The sequence below is a fragment of the Neorhizobium turbinariae genome, from assembly GCF_023223505.1.
GTDB lineage: Bacteria > Pseudomonadota > Alphaproteobacteria > Rhizobiales > Rhizobiaceae > Neorhizobium > Neorhizobium turbinariae.
The window spans coordinates 43,830-60,656 of record NZ_JALPRY010000017.1 but is presented as its reverse complement, the minus strand read 5'-3'; the positions used below and the strand labels follow the sequence as shown (position 1 = coordinate 60,656).

Genomic DNA, 16,827 nt, shown 5'->3' with positions numbered 1-16,827 from the left:
GCTATGGTCAGGATATGATACAAAATATTTGATCGACGCACAGCGGTGGTGTGTACGAAATCACGTATCATCCGCATCGGGTGAGGGTGTCTTAATCGGCTGGCCGAAACGCCGCCATGGTGAAGGTCGGCCGCCGGTCGGGTGCCATCATGGATTCCAATTCCTCCGTGCCGAGAGTGGCGAGAATGCCGGTACGTACCAGAACGGAGGCAAGGCCAAAGCTGCTTGCGCCGAGGATGTCGTGGTCGATGCTGTCGCCGATGCAGACAATGCTCGAATGTGCTGGATCTCCGCACGTGCGCGCCGCCTGCTCATAGATGTCCCGGTGCGGCTTGCCAAACCAGCGGACGGATCCGCCGAGTTGTTCGTAGAGGGTCGCGATGCTTCCCGCACCGGGGGCGGTCGTGCCGCCGGCGAGCTTGTGCATGTCCGGATTGGTGCAGATGGCCGGCACGCCGCGCTTCGCGGCCGGGCGCAACTGTTCGGCATAGGAGTCCAAAGGGATCTTTTCTGCCTCGCTCCCCGAGATGATGACGAGGCCCGCTTCGGCGGCATCCTCGGTGCTGGTCAGGCCCAAGCGATCCGCCAAGTTCCGGTCATCGCCACTGGAAATTGTCAGACAGCGGGTGCCGGGCGGGACGGGAGATCCCTGCCCGGACAAGACAGCAAATGCTGCGTCGCCCGAAGTGACAAAGCGGTCGAAGCTGTCGCGGGGGAAGCCAAGCTTGATGAAGCGCTTGGCGTTGTGATCGCCGCTGCGGCCGGAGTTGGACAGGATGACGACAGTCTTGCCGGCGGACTTCAACTGCCGCAGCGCATCCGTGGCGCCGGGATAGGCGCCTTCATCATCGCGCAGCACCCCGAACTGGTCGACGAAGAACACCTCGTATCGATCGCAAAGGTCGGAAAGCGCAATCTCGGGGATAGAGCTCATATCGACCGCCTCGCGAGCACCAGCGACGCCGTGCCGACTGCCGCTTCCACGGATCGCGCGGGGAGGAAGTCGACGCCAAGCGCCTCTTGCCGCATGCATGTCCAGGCGGCGTTGCGGGCGCCGCCGCCGACCGTTCTTACCGATCTGAGCTTGCCGCTCCCAAGCTCCTCCAGCAGATCGTAACCGCGTTTTTCGATTGCCGTCATGCCTTCCAGCAGGCCCTGGAAGAACACGGCTTCGTCAGACGGGCGGGGGGCGAGCCGGGGCGGATAATCGGGATCGTTCACCGGGAACCGCTCGCCCGGTTTCAGCAACGGGTAGTAGTCAAGCCCGGTCGGCGTGTCGGGGTCAAGACGCGCTGTCAGTTCCTCCAGTTTGTCATCACCCACCAACGCCCGGATGACGGCGCCGCCGGTATTGGATGCCCCGCCGACCAGCCAGAAATCCAGGATGCGATGCGCATATATCCCGAATTTCGAAGCGCTGACGGGGTGCGCTGAGGCAAGCTTCAGCACCAGCGTTGAACCGAGGGCCGTCACACCGTCGCCGATGCGGTTCGCACCGGTCGCCAGGAAGGAGGCGCAACCATCCGTGGTTCCCGCGTGGATGCGGCAATAGGGTGACAAGCCAAAGATCCTGCCGGTATCGCCGAGCCGTCCCACAGGCGTGCCGGCGCGAACGACGATCGGTAAGCGGTCCGGTGAGAGGCCGGCTTCGGCAATCCAGTCTGGCCAGCGTTCATCTGTCAGATCATACCCGGTTTTCAGGGCGTTGTTTTCATCCGTCACGGGACCGGCCACGCCAAGCTGCAGGGCAATCCAGTCGGCCTGATGCACCACGCATGCGTCGGGCGTTAGAGACAGGAGATGAAGCGCCCGCGCCAGGCCGGAATTGGCGCCGCATGCCGGGCTTTCGGCCGGTGCCACGGCGGCGATGCGCTCGACGATCGATCTGTCCGAACAGGGCTCGTTGTACATCATGACGCCGAGCGGCTGGCCGGCTGCATCGATTGACAGCACGGTGCCGGAGGTGCCATCCACGGCAAGCCCTTCCACGGTCGCCAGCGAAACCTGTTCGCCCAGCGCCCTCAGGCATTCGCTGACGCGCCGCCACCATGCTGCGGGTGTTCGTGTTTCATCCGCACCTTCGAAAGGCGCCGCGGCAAAGGCGACAACCTCGCCCGTTTCCGACAGTGCCGCCGCACGGGCGCCGGAGGTGCCGACATCGATGCCGATTGCGATAGCTGGCGGGCTAGGCTGTATCATCCGTTTCCAGACGCCTTTCGATCGAGCGCCTGGCGGTATTGCTCGGCCTCCCAGTTCGTCAGTTCATGTTCGCCATCTGCGCCGATATAGGCGAGCGTTGCATCTCCAGGGATGCGGGTGACGACATCGGCCAGACAGCGGGCCATGACCTCGCCGCCGGGTGTCAGTTCTTCCGAAACGAGCACCCCCTTGTTCGGTGCGATCAACATCTTCGGCGCAGGTTCGTCACCGCCTGCCGCACGCATGAAATCCGCCGCCGTCTGGTCGGGCGCAAGGACGCCGATCCTCGTGCCGAGGAAGATCACGTGGTCCGGGTACAGCGAGCCGCCGGTCGCAATGCGGATCGAAACATCATCAAGCGCAGTCCGGTGGCTCACCGGATCGCCGGCGGGCTTGAAGCCCGAGCCTGAAGCGATGGCGTTAAGCGCTGGCATGTCGGGGGAGTTTGTCTGCCGCGGCTCGATCCCCAGCGCCGCCGTCACGCGCTCGATCCTCTCGGCCACATCCTCGACACTGTCGCCGCAGACGATGACGCCGTGGTTGAAGAGGATCAACACATCGGGGCGGTCGTGCGCGACCTTGTCGATCTCGATTGCCAGCGGCACGCCTGGACGCCGGTAAGGGATGGTCGCCCACTTGAGGTCCGGCAGTTTCGCCATCCGTGCCTTCAGCCGCTCGTCGCGATCGGCCACCACGGCATGGGCAATGGTGTTGACGCAGTGATAATGCGCCACCACCCGATGCTGCAGGGCAGCGTGGAAACTTGTTTCAATGGAGGGGCGGAGCCCGCTGAGATTGAGAGTGTCCACGACGAAGTCCGTCGACTTCTCGGCGCGCGGATCACCGGAGCGCAGCGCTTCCAGCAGCGGCTCCACCTCGACCGGCACCATGATCTCTTTTGCGCCGGCTTCGGAAAGCCAGGTGCCGGAGGCCTTCACCCACATGACGCCGTCGGACTTGAGCGACGTGTTGCCGCCGGCACCTTGGGTTTTAAGAATGTCGCTGCCTATCTTGCGCGACAGTTCGATGAAGCCGTCGAAGTCATCCGGACGCGTGAATGAGGCTGTCATTCTTCCTCCCGCCATTCCGCAATGCGATGGATCAGATGCGCCGGAATGCTGCAGTGCATGATGCAAGTTTTGCGCAAAGTGTAAGTCTGTGAGCGAAATACGTCAATGATGATGTTTTTGCGTCGTCGATCTTGAAGATCTTGTTTGCGTATGATTATAGTTGATCATCCACGCATGAGGAGCTTGGAGGAGGACCCCGTTGAGCGACGCCGATCGGCACAGGATCATTACCGACCTGTTGAAGGAACGGCCGTTTGCTTCGGTGCGCGACCTCCAGGAGCAGCTTGGAGTGTCCGCAGCCACGGTGCGCAGGGATATCGACAAGCTCCATGAGATCGGCAAGGCCCGCAAGGTCTATGGCGGCATCTCGGCAAGCGTGGGGCCCGGCTTGAGCCGCATCGCCGCCCGCTCCTATGACGAAAACCGCGACAGGGCTGTGGAGGCCAAGCGTGCCATCGCGCAAGCCGCTGCCGGTCTGGTGCGCGACGGTGACTCCATCATCGTCCATGCGGGCTCGACCTGCTACCACCTCGGTCTGCTTCTGGCGCGCCGCAACGTGCGGCTTTACACAAACTCCATGCCGCTTGCCGCCTATCTCGGTGAAAACGGCACCTGCCATCTGACGATTGCGGGCGGGGAATTGCACCGGGAGCCGCGCATTATCCACGATCCCGCCGCCGGGCCGCCGAGCTTCTTCGCATCGCGGTTCTTTGTCGGCACGCAGGGGATCAACAATGAGGGCCTGCTGGAGTCGCATCCGCTGCTCACCAAGGTCATCAGCGAACTGGCAAGTTGTGCGGACGAAATTGTCGTTCTTGCCGACAGCAGTAAATTCTCTATCCAGGCGCGCAATCTGGTTCTACCTTTGTCACGGGTCAGCACGATCATCGTGGACGATGGGCTGTCCGACGCCAACGCCAAGATGCTGGAGGATGCCGGCGTGACGATCGTCATCGCCCATCCTTCCGGAAACGGAGGTTGACTTGAGCCAGAATGCGTCTCCCAGCATAGCCGTGTTCGATCTCGGCAAGACGAATTCAAAGCTGTTCGTCATTGCTGCCGATGGCATGATTTTGGCTGAGCGGCGCACCCGCCCTGTCTGGCAAGACCGTGACGGCCTGAGGGTGCTGGATGATGCGCACCTCTTCTCCTGGATGCAGGCTGAGTTGAACGACCTTGCCGACGGCTATGACGTTTCCGGCATCATGTTCTCCGGGCATGGCTGCACCTTCGGCCTGATCGAGAATGGTGCGCTCGCCGCCCCGATGCTGGATTACGAGCAGGAGCCACCGGTCGATGTGGCCGCGCGCATCGACGGCCTGCTGCCGTCGTTCTCGGAAACGTTTTCGCCCAACCTGCCGCTTGGCCTGAACTATGGACGGCATATCCTTTGGCTGAAGGATCGCGATCCCGCACTGCTGGAGCGGGCCGAGACCATCCTTGCCTATCCGCAGTTCTGGTCCTGGCGCTTCTCCGGCACGGCTGTATCGGAAGTATCCTATCTCGGCTGCCATTCGCATCTTTGGGCGCCGCTCAAGGATGACTACAGCAGCCTGGTGGATGCTGAAGGCTGGCGCGCCAAGATGCCACCCATGGCGCGCGCTGGATCGGCCGTGGGCACCTGGCGCACGAAAGGCGGCCGGGACCTCACCGTCCATAATGGCGTGCACGACAGCAACGCGGCGCTTTATTATTATCGTTCGGTCGGCTTTTCCGATTTCACCCTCGTGTCCACCGGCACCTGGGTGATCATCTTCAACTCCGCCTGCCCGCTGGAAGCGCTCCACCCCGAGCGCGACATGCTGGCCAATGTCACGGTGGACCATCAGCCGACGGCAACCATCCGCTTCATGGGCGGGCGCGAGTATGACATCGCGAGCGGCGGCTGGAACGAGCCGGTCAGCCTGGATGCCGTGGCGGCGGTTATCGCAAAGGGTGTCTTTACGCTGCCATCCTTTGCAGCGGGCGGCCCGATGCCGGGCGAGGGCAGCTTTGTCGGACCGGCGGCCGAAGGCGAGGAGCGGGCCGCGGCTGCCCTTCTTTATGTTGCCCTGATGACGGATATTTCGCTGGATCTGATCCGTTCGGAGAACGACATCGTCATCGATGGCGGCCTTGTGAAAACGGGCCTTTATCCGGGCCTGCTTGCCGCGCTCCGGCCGCAGCAGCGGGTGCTGATCAGCGCTGTCGCAGAAGGTAGTGCATTGGGCGCCGCGGCGCTTGCCTTCGACGCGAACGGCATTTCCGCCTTTACCAGCGAGTGCCGGCAGGCTGAGCCTGTCGTAGTTCCCGGTCTGGATGCCTATCGCAAGCGGTGGATATCTCTGGCTGAAAGTCGGGATTCAGTCTTAGTTCAACCAGTCAAGGAGGCGCGGGCATGAGCGCGGCGCCTTTGACCTCAGCCGCGGCTGTTCCGGTTCTGGAGATGCGCAACATCTCGAAGACCTTCGGCACCACGCGTGCGCTGTCCAATGTATCCCTCACGGTGCATGCCGGCGAGGTTCACGCGCTGATGGGCGAGAACGGCGCAGGCAAATCGACGCTCATGAAGGTGCTCTCCGGCGCTTATACGGCGGATGCCGGCGGAGAAATTCTCATTGACGGTAAGCCGGTTTTTACCGGCGATCCGAACAAGGCCAAGGAAAACGGCATCGCCGTCATCTACCAGGAACTGTCACTCGCGCCGAATCTCTCGGTCGCGCAAAACATGTTCCTCGGCGCCGAACCCTCGCGTTTCGGCATCCTCGATCGTTCCCGCATGCGTTCCCGGGCGGAGCCGATCCTGAAGCGGCTTGGCCTCGGCTTCAGTGCCGATACCATGGTTGCGACGCTGTCGCTCGGTGAACGGCAGATGGTCGAAATCGCCCGTGCGCTGACGACCAATGCGCGCATCATCGTCATGGACGAGCCGACCACCTCACTCACCACCCGTGAGACGGACCGCTTGTTCGAGGTAATTGCCAGCCTCAAGGCGCATGGCATCGCCATCATCTATATCAGCCATCGGATGGAGGAGATCTATCAACTCGCCGATCGCGTCAGCGTGCTACGCGACAGCGCCTATGTCGGCACGCTGGCGAGGAGCGATCTTTCCGCCGCCAAGCTGGTGTCGATGATGGTGGGTCGCGATCTTTCATCCTTCTACAAGAAGGAGCATAGCGCCCCCGCGGGTGAAAGGGCGGTTGTCCTGTCTATCCGCGACGTCGGCGACGGGCGGCGCGTCCATCATTGTTCATTCGATGTCCATGCCGGCGAAGTCATGGGTATTGCCGGTCTCGTCGGGTCCGGACGGACCGAACTGGCGCGACTGATCTTTGGTGCAGACGCGAAGACGAGCGGCACAGTGGTTCTCAACGGCCGGGAGCTCAACATCCGCAGCCCGCGTGACGCGATGGATGCCGGGATCGCTTACCTCACCGAGGATCGGAAAGGGCTGGGGCTGTTCCTCGAGATGTCGATAACCGACAACGTCAACGTTGCGGTCATTGGCGAAGATGCGCGCTTCGGTTCCGTTCTCGATTTTGCCAAGGCGCGCCAGCGGGCCGACAAGGCCGTCTCCAACCTCTCGATCCGCACCAACAGCACCAGCATCAATGTCGGCGCCCTGTCGGGCGGCAACCAGCAGAAGGCGCTGATTGCCCGGCTGCTCGAAACGCGCCCCAAGGTCATCATCCTTGATGAACCGACCCGTGGCGTCGATGTCGGTGCCAAGTCGGAAATCTACCGGATCATCGATGAACTGGCTCGTGAGGGGATCGCCATCGTGCTGATCTCCAGCGACCTGCCGGAGATCATCGGCATCGCTGACCGGGCGCTTGTCATGCGCGAGGGCCGGATTGTTGGCGAGGTGAAGGCAGCGCCCGGCGCGCCCATCGCGCAGGAGGCAATCATGACGTTGTCGACTGGCTCGATGACGGACAAAGTGCAGGAGGAGGCCTGAGGGCAGGACATGACAACCATCCAGACCGACTCGAAGGCTAAGAACAAGGCCAGACTGGGCTCCACGCTGACCGCACTCGGCATGTTGCCGGTGCTGATCCTGCTCGCGATCGGCTTCCATCTGTTGAGTGGCCGGTTCCTATCGGTGAACAACCTGTCGATCGTCATGCAGCAGGCCTCGATCAACACCGTGCTGGCAGCAGGCATGACCTTCGTCATCCTCACCGGCGGTATCGACCTGTCGGTCGGATCGATCCTTGCAGCATCTGCCATGGTGGGCGTCATCGTCTCCCTCTGGCCGGATATCGGCATGCTCGGCGTTCCGGCCGCGATCGGTGTTGGCCTGGCCTGCGGCCTCATCAACGGCATGATCATCGCCTTCCTGAAGCTGCCGCCTTTCATCGTGACGCTCGGCTCGCTCACCGCCATGCGCGGCATTGCCCGCCTGCTCGGCAATGACACCACTGTCTTCAACCCCGACCTGCCGTTCGACTTCATCGGCAATGGCTCGCTGTTCGGAATTCCGTGGCTGGCAATCATCGCGATCGTCACCATCCTCGTGTCCTGGTTCATCCTGAAGCGCACCGTGCTCGGCAACTGGATCTATGCGGTCGGCGGCAATGTCGAGGCGGCACGGCTGACAGGCATCAAGGTGCCGTTGGTTCTGCTCTTCGTTTACGCGATGTCGGGCCTGTTTTCCGGTCTCGGCGGCGCCATGTCGGCGGCGCGCCTTTATGCGGCAAATGGCCTGCAGCTTGGCCAGGCTTATGAGCTTGACGCCATTGCGGCCGTCATTCTCGGCGGCACCAGCTTTGTTGGCGGGATCGGCTCCATCTGGGGCACGCTGATCGGGGCTCTGATCATCGCCGTGCTTTCGAACGGCCTGATCCTCGTCGGGGTCTCGGACATCTGGCAGTACATCATCAAGGGCTTGGTCATCATCGTTGCCGTGGCGCTGGACCGCTACCGCGCGAAGGGGCTGAGCCGCACCTGATCCGCCTCCACGAGGCGTATGCATTCCGGAAATTCGAGGAAATTTTCGGCAACAACGGCGCGAGGAGCGTCATCAAGAGGAGGAAAACATGCGCATGCTTTCTAAACTCATGCTCGGTACGGCACTTGCTGCCGCCATCGCCATGCCGGCAGCCGCCAAGGATCTGAACAAGATCGGCATCTCGGTCGGCCTGCTCGGCAACCCCTTCTTCGTGGCCACCATCAAGGGCATCGAAGACGCGGCCAAGAAGATCAACCCGAATGTCCAGGTCACCTCGGTTTCGGCCGATTATGACCTCAACAAGCAGGTGTCGCAGATCGACAGCTTCATCGCCGCCGGTGTCGACATCATCATGCTGAACGCCGTTGACGCCAAGGCCATCGCGCCTGCTGTCAAGAAGGCAACGGATGCCGGTGTCGTCGTCGCTGCATTCGACGTGTCGGCACCCGGTGCGGATGTCACCGTCATGACCAACAACGTCAAGGCGGGTGCGGATGCGTGCCAGTACATCGTCGACAAGCTGGGCGGTAAGGGTGACGTCGTCATCATCAACGGACCGGCGTCGTCCTCGATCCTCGATCGCGTGCAGGGCTGCAAGGAAACCTTCGCCAAATCTCCTGACATCAAGATCCTGTCTGACGACCAGAACGGTCAGGGTTCACGCGATGGCGGTCTGGCGGTAATGCAGGGCCTGCTCACCCGCTTCCAGAAGATTGACGGCGTCTTTGCCATCAACGATCCGACGGCGATTGGTGCCGAGCTTGCCGCCAAGCAGTTGAACCGCAACGAGTTCATCATCACCGCGGTCGATGGTGCGCCGGATATCGAAAAGGCTCTTGCCGGCGGCAATTCGCTGATCAAGGCCTCCGCCTCGCAGGACCCCTATACGATGGCGGGACAGGCGCTGCAGCTTGGGGTCGATGTGCTGAACGGCAAGAAGCCGGCCGAGCCGGTCGTGCTGCTCGATCCGCAGCTGATCACGGCGGAAAACCTCAAGGACTACAAGGGCTGGACAGCAGTTCGCTGATTTTCGCGGCTCTTGGCCCCGGGCGCTCCTCAAGGCCCGGGGCTTTCTCATCAAACAGGTTTCTTCGGGCGGTCGTTTTTCATGTCTAAGATTGGTGTTCACTCCTTTGTCTGGAGCGCTGGATCATCCAAGGGTGAGCTTGAAAGCGCTATGGTTCGCTCGCATGAGCTCGGCTTCGACCTGATTGAGTTTTCGTATATCGACCCGGCCCAGGTGGATGTGAAATGGCTCGCCGCCCGCTTGCGGGAGCTGAAGCTTGACGTGGCTATCAGCATGGGCCTGCCGCCGGAAGGCGATATCTCAAGCGACGACGCGAGCACGGTCGCGCACGGCACCGAGATCCTCAAGACGGCGATTGCGCTGACACGTGATCTCGGCGGCACCAAGCTTGCCGGCATCCTGAGTTCGGCGCATGGCAAGCAGGAGGCGGCGCTGACGCGCCAGGGCTGGGACACCAGCGTCACGACCTTTGCCAAGGTTGCCGATTATGCCAGGGACGCTGGTGTGACGCTCAACCTCGAAGTGGTGAACCGCTTCGAAAGCAACATGCTGAACACCGCCGCCCAAGGCATGGCCTATATCGCCGATGTCGGTGCATCGAACGTCTTCCTGCATCTCGATACTTTCCACATGAACATCGAGGAAGCCGATGTCGGCCTCGCCATCCGGCATGCCGCCGACAAGATCGGCTATATCCATATCGGCGAAAGCCACCGTGGTTATCTCGGCACCGGCAATATCGATTTTGCCGCGATCTTCGATGCGCTGGTGGCGATCGGCTGGCACGATTACGTCACCTTCGAATCCTTCTCTTCCGCCATCGTCGACCGGGCGCTGTCGCTGAAGACGGCCATCTGGCGTGACCTCTGGACCGACAACGTCGCGCTGGCCAAGCACGCGCATTCCTTCATCACGCTCGGCATGGAAACGGCGCGCCTGAAGGCGGAGCTTACGCAGAAAGCGCACCTGCCCTGAACGCGAGAGGCTGCCGCTTAGGCGGCAGGCTCCAGGATGATAGTACTGACGGTCTCTTCGGCAATGCGGCTGTCGCTATAGAGAAGCGGCACATATTCGCCACGCGCCCAGATCTGCGCCAGGTCACTGTAATGCGGCGAGCGCGGATCGCCGGACTGGCCCGGCGTGTTGATGCAGAAACTGTTGTCCCAGTCGCCGACATCCATCACCAGCCGGACGGACGCACCCGCTGTGATGCCGAAATCGCTCATCCGGTAGGCCGCATGCATGGGGGTCGAGCGGCTTCCGCCAAGCGGCAGCGGTCCGACATTCCAGGATCCGGACAGCCCGGTATCGGCTCGCCCTGCGGCATGCTCGAACAGGATCTGGTGCAGCTTGCCCCACTGCCAGCCGGAAGGGTCGTCACCGAGGCGCTTGCTGCAGTCGCCGTAGGCTGCCGATAGCGTCACAAGAAGCATCTCGTCCCGCTCGCCTTCGGTCCAACGGCTGCCGGGCTCGGACAGCAACGCCAGCATGTAGTCGACGTCCCCCGGCAGCAGCATCTGCCGCACCGTCTCGTTCGGCGCAAACTTCGCCAGCAGCGCCGGACGCAGGTGCTTCATCCACCACACCTCAAAGAGTGCGGCCGGTGCGCTGGTGGCTCCCAGGTGATGGTCCCAGCCATCCAGGAGCGCGATTGCTGCCTGATGCGTCTCGTCGAGGACCGTACTGCCTTTCAAGCCGGACGACAGACCGCAGATCACCGCCGCCGGGCGGGAATGAACGTCGGTCTGCAGCGCCATGGAAGCTTGCAGCGTGTGCTTTGGATCAGCGCGCAGCACGGACTTGATGCGCTCCGCACGGCTTCCTTCGGCCCATTCGTGGCCGATCGAGGGTGCGTTCTTCGGGCGGTCGGCGGGAAGGTTCATCTCATTGGCAGAGGCCACAAAACCTTCGGCCGGACTGAAGGTGCGCGGAAGCTGGTCGGGCGGCAGGAACCCGTCCCATTCGTGCGAGCCGTCGCCCGGCACGGGAAGCAGCCCTTCCCAGTTGCGGCGGATCGGCGTGAAGCCGGCGGTGTACCAACCGATATTACCTGCGGTGTCGGCGCAGACGTGGTTGACCGAAGGGCTGCCCCAGGAACCAAGCGTGTCGGCAAAAGCCTCGACGGAGCCAGTCCGCATGTAGGAAAGGCTGCCGAGATAAGCGGCGGAGCCGGGCGAATTCCACACCGAGCGCATGGCGATAACCAGATGCTTGGCCGGATCCTCATAAAGAACCGGCCCGTGGCGGGTGAAGCTGAGGGTCAGCGTCTGCTCGTCGTGCCCCTTGATCTCGAAGCGTTCGGCCACCCGCTCGATCGCTTCCCAGCCGTCGCCGAACCGGTAGTGCTCGGGATCACCGTCCTTCGTCCGGTAGACATAGACGTCTTCCTGGTCGGCGCCAAAGATGGTGAGACCGAAGGCAATCTTGTCATTGTGGCCAAGCGAAATGCCGGGTGCCGTCGGCTCGCCGGTACCGATCGCGTTGAAGCCCGGGGCCTCGAGATGCACGAGGTAACGCAGCGAGGGCACGGCATAAGCGCGGTGCGGGTCGCTCGCCAGGATCGGCCGGCCAGTCTCTGTGCGTGAACCATGGACGGCCCAGTTGTTCGACCCCTCTTCGGCAATGCGCTCGATGACGTCACCGAGGTCGGTCACCTCGGTCCAGCGCCAGACATCGTCCATCGTGGCCGAAAGCCTTGCCTTGTCGAACGTAACCGGGGCGGTCGCCAGCTTGAACAGGCGCGTGGCTTCCATGGAAATGTCGGCGAGCTCAACGCCCTCAGCCGGCTGCGGCTGCACCGGCGGGTTGAGGTCGAACCGTAGCAGGTCGGTTTCGGCATCCGCCATCGCCATGATGTTGGCGCGCAGGATCTCCGACAACCCGTTGCGGGTGAGCGCGTGGCTGCGGATCCGCACGACATCGGACGGCTGCCAGAACGCCGGGTGGGTGCCGAAGACCGAGAACTCCGGCGGAAGCCATGAAGGCTCGTTCCGGCAGAACTCGACATAGGCGTTGATGCCGGCGACGAAGGCGGTGCAGATCGCTTGCGTATCCGGAGCGTAGCTTGTCCATTCCGGCGCCATGTCGCCACGATAGAGGAAGTGGCGCGCCGCATGGTCCTGCGCCAGGTAACCCGGACCGAAATCGGCCGCCAGAAGCCCAAGTCCGCGCTTGCGCCAGAGGTCGAGCTGCCACAGGCGATCGCGCGCGGCATTGAAACCCTGCACAAAGAAAAGGTCCTGCTCATTTGCCGCCTTGATATGCGGGATGCCCCATCGGTCGATGCGGATCGTTGCCGGCTCCTGCAGTCCGCGCAGCTGGATGGTCTGGCTCGTCATCGCATCGGTCATGAAACTTCCTCGGGCATGGTGGCAGGCAAGGCGGGGCGCCGGGTCAAGAATGGTGCTCGCCGATATCCCAGTACAATCCGGCCATCATGGCGAGGCCCTCGCGCACGATCGAGATCGGCAGATGCTCGTTCGGCGCATGCTGCAGACAGCCGGGATAGGAATGCGGGATCCAGATCGTTGGCAGCCCCAGAAGATCGGAGAAGATATTATTCGGCAGAGATCCGCCGAGGTTCGGCAGGATAGCTGGCGGCTGACCGAGCGTCTGTTCGATCGAGGCCGAGACGCGCTGGACCCATGGGTGATCGGGATCCAGGCGGCTTGCAAGGAAGATGGCGTCCGTCGGATCCTTGACCACGACCCGGTCATAACCTGCGTCCTGCAGCGCGTTGCGCACCGCCGGCACGACAGCATCCGGATCGACACCAACGGGAAACCGCAGCTGGACGCGGGCGCGCGCCTTGGGCGGGATGGCGTAGAGCGGCTGGGCAAGGTTGCCGCATTCCATTTCCATTACCTCGAAGGAGCTCCAGGCGAAGACCTTTTCCTCCGGCGTCAGGCCCGGCTCTCCCCACCACGGTTCGATTGACGGATCGTCGGCCGCCGGCTCGATCTTGCAGTGCTTCAGCGCCTCACGGACATTCTCCGGGATCTTGCCCGGGGTCATGGCCGGCACCTTGATCTTGCCGGTGCGGTCTACCAGGGCGGTGATCGCGTGGCACAGTTCGATGCCTGGATTGGAGAGGATGCCGCCCCAGTTGCCGGAGTGCTGGAAGCTCTCTCGCGCGTTGATTTCCAGATGGAAGGACATGCCGCCGCGGGCGCCGAGGAAGATGGTCGGGCGGTCAAGCGCAAGGCGCGGGCCGTCGGAAGCGATGAAGACATCGGCGGCCAGCTCTTCCCGGTGCGCGGCGCACATTTCCTCAAGACCGAGAGAGCCGGATTCCTCGCCCATCTCGATCAGGTATTTCAGGTTGAAGCCGAGCGAACCCCTGACGGCGAGCAGCGCTTCGATCGCCGCCAGATTGACGGCGTGCTGGCCCTTGTTGTCGGCCGTACCGCGGCCATACCAGGCGCCGTCCCTTTCGGTCATGTCGAAGGGGCCCAGCCCCTCGTCCCATTGCCCATCCAGGCCGGCGACCACGTCGCCATGGCCATATTGCAGCACCGTGGTGAAGCTCGGGTCCTCGATCCGCTCAGCGATCAGGAAGGGTCCCGGTGCCAGGTTATTCTCATAGACCTTGACGGCAAAGCCGAGTCGCTCGAAGAACGGCTGCATCTCTTCGCTGATGTAACGCCAGAGATCAGGCTTGTTTGCCGCAACGCGGCTCGCCGACGGGATCGCTACGCGCCGGCGCAAGGCAGCTTCGAACGTGCCGTCGTCGAGATAGCTGACGGCCTTGTTTATCGTGGCCTGGCGGGATGGGGTTTCAGTCATCGAGAACATCCTCCAGGTCACTCAAGTTCACATCAATTCGGTCAGCTGCGGGCGAACATCGGCCCGCCCTTGTGCGCGGGAAAACCATAACCGTTGATCATCACGAGGTCGATGTCGCTCGGCCGGGCTGCGATGCCTTCCTTTAGAAGGGCCTCGCCTTCGGCGGCCATTGCCTGCAGCATCCGCTGCTGGATCTCTTCGGTCGAGAAGCTGCGGGGCGTAATGCCCTTCTTGGCACGCGCTGCCTCGATGATTGCGGTCACTTCCGGATCAACGGTGCGCTTGCCGTCCGGATAGGCGTACCATCCGCGTCCGGCCTTTTGTCCCAGGCGTCCCGCTTCGCAAAGCGTATCGGCGATCTCGACATAGCGCTCGGCGGGATCACGCGTCGCGGCCTGCCGCTTGCGGCGTGCCCAGGCGATCTCGAGACCTGCCATATCGTAGACGGCAAAAAGCCCCATCGGGAAGCCGTAGTTTTCCAGCGCCGCATCGATCTCATGCGGCAGCGCGCCATCTTCCAGCAGGAACTCGGCTTCGCGGCGATAGGCCGAAAAGATCCGGTTTCCGATGAAACCTTCCGTGACGCCGGTGACGACTGGCAGCTTGCGGAGCTTCTTGGCCACGGCAAGGCCTGTCGCTAGCACATCCGGCGCGGTCCTGGCGCAGCGCACGACTTCCAGCAGCCGCATGACATGCGCCGGCGAGAAGAAGTGCATGCCGATGACGCGCTCCGGATGCGCGGTCGCCGCCGCGATCTCGTCCGGGTTCAGGTAGCTGGTGTTGGTGGCTAGGATCGCTTCCGGGCGGATCACGCGGTCGAGGCGCTGGAAGAGGTCGATCTTGACGTTGAGGTCATCGAAAACGGCTTCGATCACGAGATCGCAAGGCGCGAGGTCAGCGTCTGACGCGGTAACGGAAAGTCGCGCCTTCTGGGCTTCAAAACCCGCCTGGTCGAGGCGGCCGGAGGATAGGTTGCGCTCCAGCAGGCCAATGATGCGCTCGCGGCCCTTTTCGGCGGCTTCGGCCGTCTGGTCGAGGCCGATGACTGCATAACCGGCGCCCAGTGCTGCAACGGCAATGCCGCTGCCCATCAGGCCGAGCCCGCAGATGCCGATCGTCTTGACCGGACGCGGCTCGACGCCCTCCAGGCCATCCACCTTCGAGGATTCACGTTCGGCGAAGAAGACATGGCGCAGCGCTGCGGCCTCGCGGCTGTCACGCAGCGTCAGGAAGGTAGAGCGTTCGTCGGCGAGCCCTTCGGCGAGGGGGCGGGTTGCGGATGTGACGAGCCGCACGGCTTCGGCTGGGGCTTTCTGCCCACGCGCCTTGGCGAGGATCTTGCCGCTGATCTTTTCGAGCTCGGCCGCATCCGCCGGTGCGACATCCAAGGCGCCGGTGCGACGAAGCGATTTGCCGACAAGGTTGCGTGCAACTGCGACAGCCGCCGGGACCAGGTCGTTTTGGGCAATCTGGTCGATGATGCCGAGTTTCAGGGCCTCATCCGGCTTGGCAATGCGGCCGGACGCGATGAGATCCAGTGCTGCCGGGATACCGATCAGCCGGGGCAGGCGCTGGGTGCCACCTGCGCCCGGGACGATGCCGAGCTTTACTTCCGGCAGGCCGACCTGCGCTGTCGGAGACGATATGCGATAGTGGCATGCGAGCGCCACTTCCAGGCCACCGCCCAGCGCCGCGCCATTGATGGCCGCAACAACGGGCTTTTCCAGGTTCTCGATCTTTTCGATGACGGACGGAAGCGTCGGGTCAAGCGCCGGCTTGCCGAACTCCTTGATGTCTGCGCCGCCAATGAAAGTCTTGCCGGCACCGGTAATGACAACTGCATCCACGGAGGCAGACGATTCCGCATGCGACAGAGCCTTTTCGAGGCCTGCGCGGACATCCCCCGACGTGGCGTTGACGGGCGCGTTATCGAGCGTGACGACCAGGATTCCGTTGTCGATCGTGCCCGAAACGGTGGCGGAAAAGGAGGTCGTCTCGCTCATGGTTCTTATTCCGGAATTACGGCGGTTGCCTGGATCTCGATCTTGGCGCGATCTTCCACAAGGGCGACGACCTGCACGGCGGCCATGGCCGGGAAGTGCTTGCCGATTACCTCACGGTAGGCCTGGCCGATGCCTTTGAGGTTGCCAAGGTATTCCGCCTTGTCAGTGAAGTACCAGGTCATGGTGGTGATATGCTGCGGGCCAGCACCGGCTTCTGCCAGCACAGCCACGATGTTCTGCAGCGTCTGCTTGACTTGGCCAACGAAGTCGTCGGTTTCGAACTGGCACTGTGCGTTCCAGCCGATCTGCCCGCCGACAAAAACCTGACGACCCGTAGCGGCCACGCCGTTCGAGTAGCCGATCGGCTTTGCCCAGCCTTCAGGCTGCAGAATCGTGTGCATCTTGCTTCTCCAAATGGGTGTTGAGCGCTGCGCGCATATCGTCAGGCCAGGGAAGGGCCTTGTGTGTTTCGTGCGATGTCACGACGAGCCGCTGCTTTGCGGTCCAGAGCAGCCGGTCGCCGGCACGCACTTCGTGCTCGAGGTCCACCGAGCTGTTGCCGACCCGCATGACCTTGACCGTGAAATCCATCCGGTCGCCATGGAAGCCGGGGCTCTTGAAGGTGAGGTCGAGGGTGACCGTCGGGAGCCCGATCTTCCGCTCGTTGATCATCTGCGGCCAGGGGAAGCCGAGGGTTTCGAAAAACTCCTCGTACACCCCGACCAGGATGTTCAGGTAGGAAGGGAAGTAGGCGATGCCCGAGGGGTCGCAATCGCCAAAGTTCAGCCGTCGTGTGGTCGTGTAAGCCAT

The 16,827-nt window shown here is 62.7% G+C and carries 14 protein-coding genes; 6 read left to right on the top strand and 8 right to left on the bottom strand.

What is annotated here, in order from left to right:
- Window positions 1-91: 91 nt before the first annotated feature.
- From M0654_RS15870 to M0654_RS15860, 3 genes are read right to left on the bottom strand one after another with little or no spacing between them, the layout of a single operon-like run.
- Window positions 92-934: a TIGR01459 family HAD-type hydrolase gene (locus tag M0654_RS15870; RefSeq protein WP_248683951.1), complete on the bottom strand. Its 843-nt coding sequence runs from the start codon at window positions 932-934 to the stop codon at window positions 92-94.
- On the bottom strand, window positions 931-2,199 hold the full coding sequence (locus M0654_RS15865; RefSeq protein WP_248683950.1) for an FGGY-family carbohydrate kinase: 1,269 nt from the start codon (window positions 2,197-2,199) through the stop codon (window positions 931-933). Before M0654_RS15865 ends, M0654_RS15870 begins: the two co-directional genes overlap by 4 nt.
- Window positions 2,196-3,269, bottom strand: coding sequence for a class II aldolase/adducin family protein (locus M0654_RS15860; protein WP_248683949.1), 1,074 nt, complete (start codon window positions 3,267-3,269; stop codon window positions 2,196-2,198). The genes M0654_RS15865 and M0654_RS15860 overlap by 4 nt, the downstream gene beginning before the upstream one ends.
- A gap of 199 nt (window positions 3,270-3,468) precedes the next feature.
- Here M0654_RS15860 and M0654_RS15855 point away from each other — a divergent pair, with 199 nt between their 5' ends.
- The 6 genes from M0654_RS15855 (at window position 3,469) to M0654_RS15830 (ending at window position 10,204) form a co-directional block, all read left to right on the top strand.
- Window positions 3,469-4,251, top strand: coding sequence for a DeoR/GlpR family DNA-binding transcription regulator (locus M0654_RS15855; RefSeq protein WP_118851029.1), 783 nt, complete (start codon window positions 3,469-3,471; stop codon window positions 4,249-4,251).
- 85 nt (window positions 4,252-4,336) lie between these two features.
- Window positions 4,337-5,650 carry a carbohydrate kinase gene (locus M0654_RS15850; RefSeq protein WP_390920497.1) on the top strand — a complete coding sequence of 438 codons (1,314 nt, stop codon included), beginning with the start codon at window positions 4,337-4,339 and terminating at the stop codon, window positions 5,648-5,650.
- Window positions 5,647-7,209 carry a sugar ABC transporter ATP-binding protein gene (locus M0654_RS15845; protein ID WP_248683947.1) on the top strand — a complete coding sequence of 521 codons (1,563 nt, stop codon included), beginning with the start codon at window positions 5,647-5,649 and terminating at the stop codon, window positions 7,207-7,209. Before M0654_RS15850 ends, M0654_RS15845 begins: the two co-directional genes overlap by 4 nt.
- A 9-nt stretch (window positions 7,210-7,218) precedes the next feature.
- Entirely contained in the window at window positions 7,219-8,202 is a 984-nt protein-coding gene (locus M0654_RS15840; protein ID WP_248683946.1) for an ABC transporter permease subunit, read from the top strand.
- An 88-nt stretch (window positions 8,203-8,290) separates the two neighbouring features.
- Window positions 8,291-9,229, top strand: coding sequence for an ABC transporter substrate-binding protein (locus tag M0654_RS15835; RefSeq protein WP_248683945.1), 939 nt, complete (start codon window positions 8,291-8,293; stop codon window positions 9,227-9,229).
- Between the two features lie 81 nt (window positions 9,230-9,310).
- Window positions 9,311-10,204, top strand: a complete 894-nt coding sequence (locus M0654_RS15830; RefSeq protein ID WP_248683944.1) for a sugar phosphate isomerase/epimerase family protein — start codon at window positions 9,311-9,313, stop codon at window positions 10,202-10,204.
- Window positions 10,205-10,221: 17 nt separating this feature from the next.
- On the opposite strand, the gene M0654_RS15825 is transcribed toward M0654_RS15830, so the two are convergent.
- The 5 genes from M0654_RS15825 to M0654_RS15805 are packed head-to-tail and all read right to left on the bottom strand — an operon-like array spanning window position 10,222 to window position 16,827.
- Window positions 10,222-12,579 (bottom strand): penicillin acylase family protein, encoded by a 2,358-nt coding sequence (locus M0654_RS15825; RefSeq protein ID WP_248683943.1) that lies wholly within the window; start codon window positions 12,577-12,579, stop codon window positions 10,222-10,224.
- 43 nt (window positions 12,580-12,622) lie between these two features.
- Complete coding sequence (locus M0654_RS15820) at window positions 12,623-14,014, bottom strand: M20 family metallopeptidase (protein WP_248683942.1); 1,392 nt, start codon at window positions 14,012-14,014, stop codon at window positions 12,623-12,625.
- 41 nt (window positions 14,015-14,055) lie between these two features.
- A complete protein-coding gene (locus M0654_RS15815; RefSeq protein ID WP_248683941.1) occupies window positions 14,056-16,017 on the bottom strand; it encodes a 3-hydroxyacyl-CoA dehydrogenase NAD-binding domain-containing protein in 1,962 nt (653 codons plus the stop codon).
- A 5-nt stretch (window positions 16,018-16,022) separates the two neighbouring features.
- Window positions 16,023-16,418, bottom strand: coding sequence for a RidA family protein (locus M0654_RS15810; protein ID WP_118851020.1), 396 nt, complete (start codon window positions 16,416-16,418; stop codon window positions 16,023-16,025).
- The gene (locus M0654_RS15805) at window positions 16,396-16,827 is read right to left on the bottom strand and encodes an acyl-CoA thioesterase (protein ID WP_248683940.1); all 432 of its coding nucleotides are present in this window, start codon (window positions 16,825-16,827) and stop codon (window positions 16,396-16,398) included. The genes M0654_RS15810 and M0654_RS15805 overlap by 23 nt, the downstream gene beginning before the upstream one ends.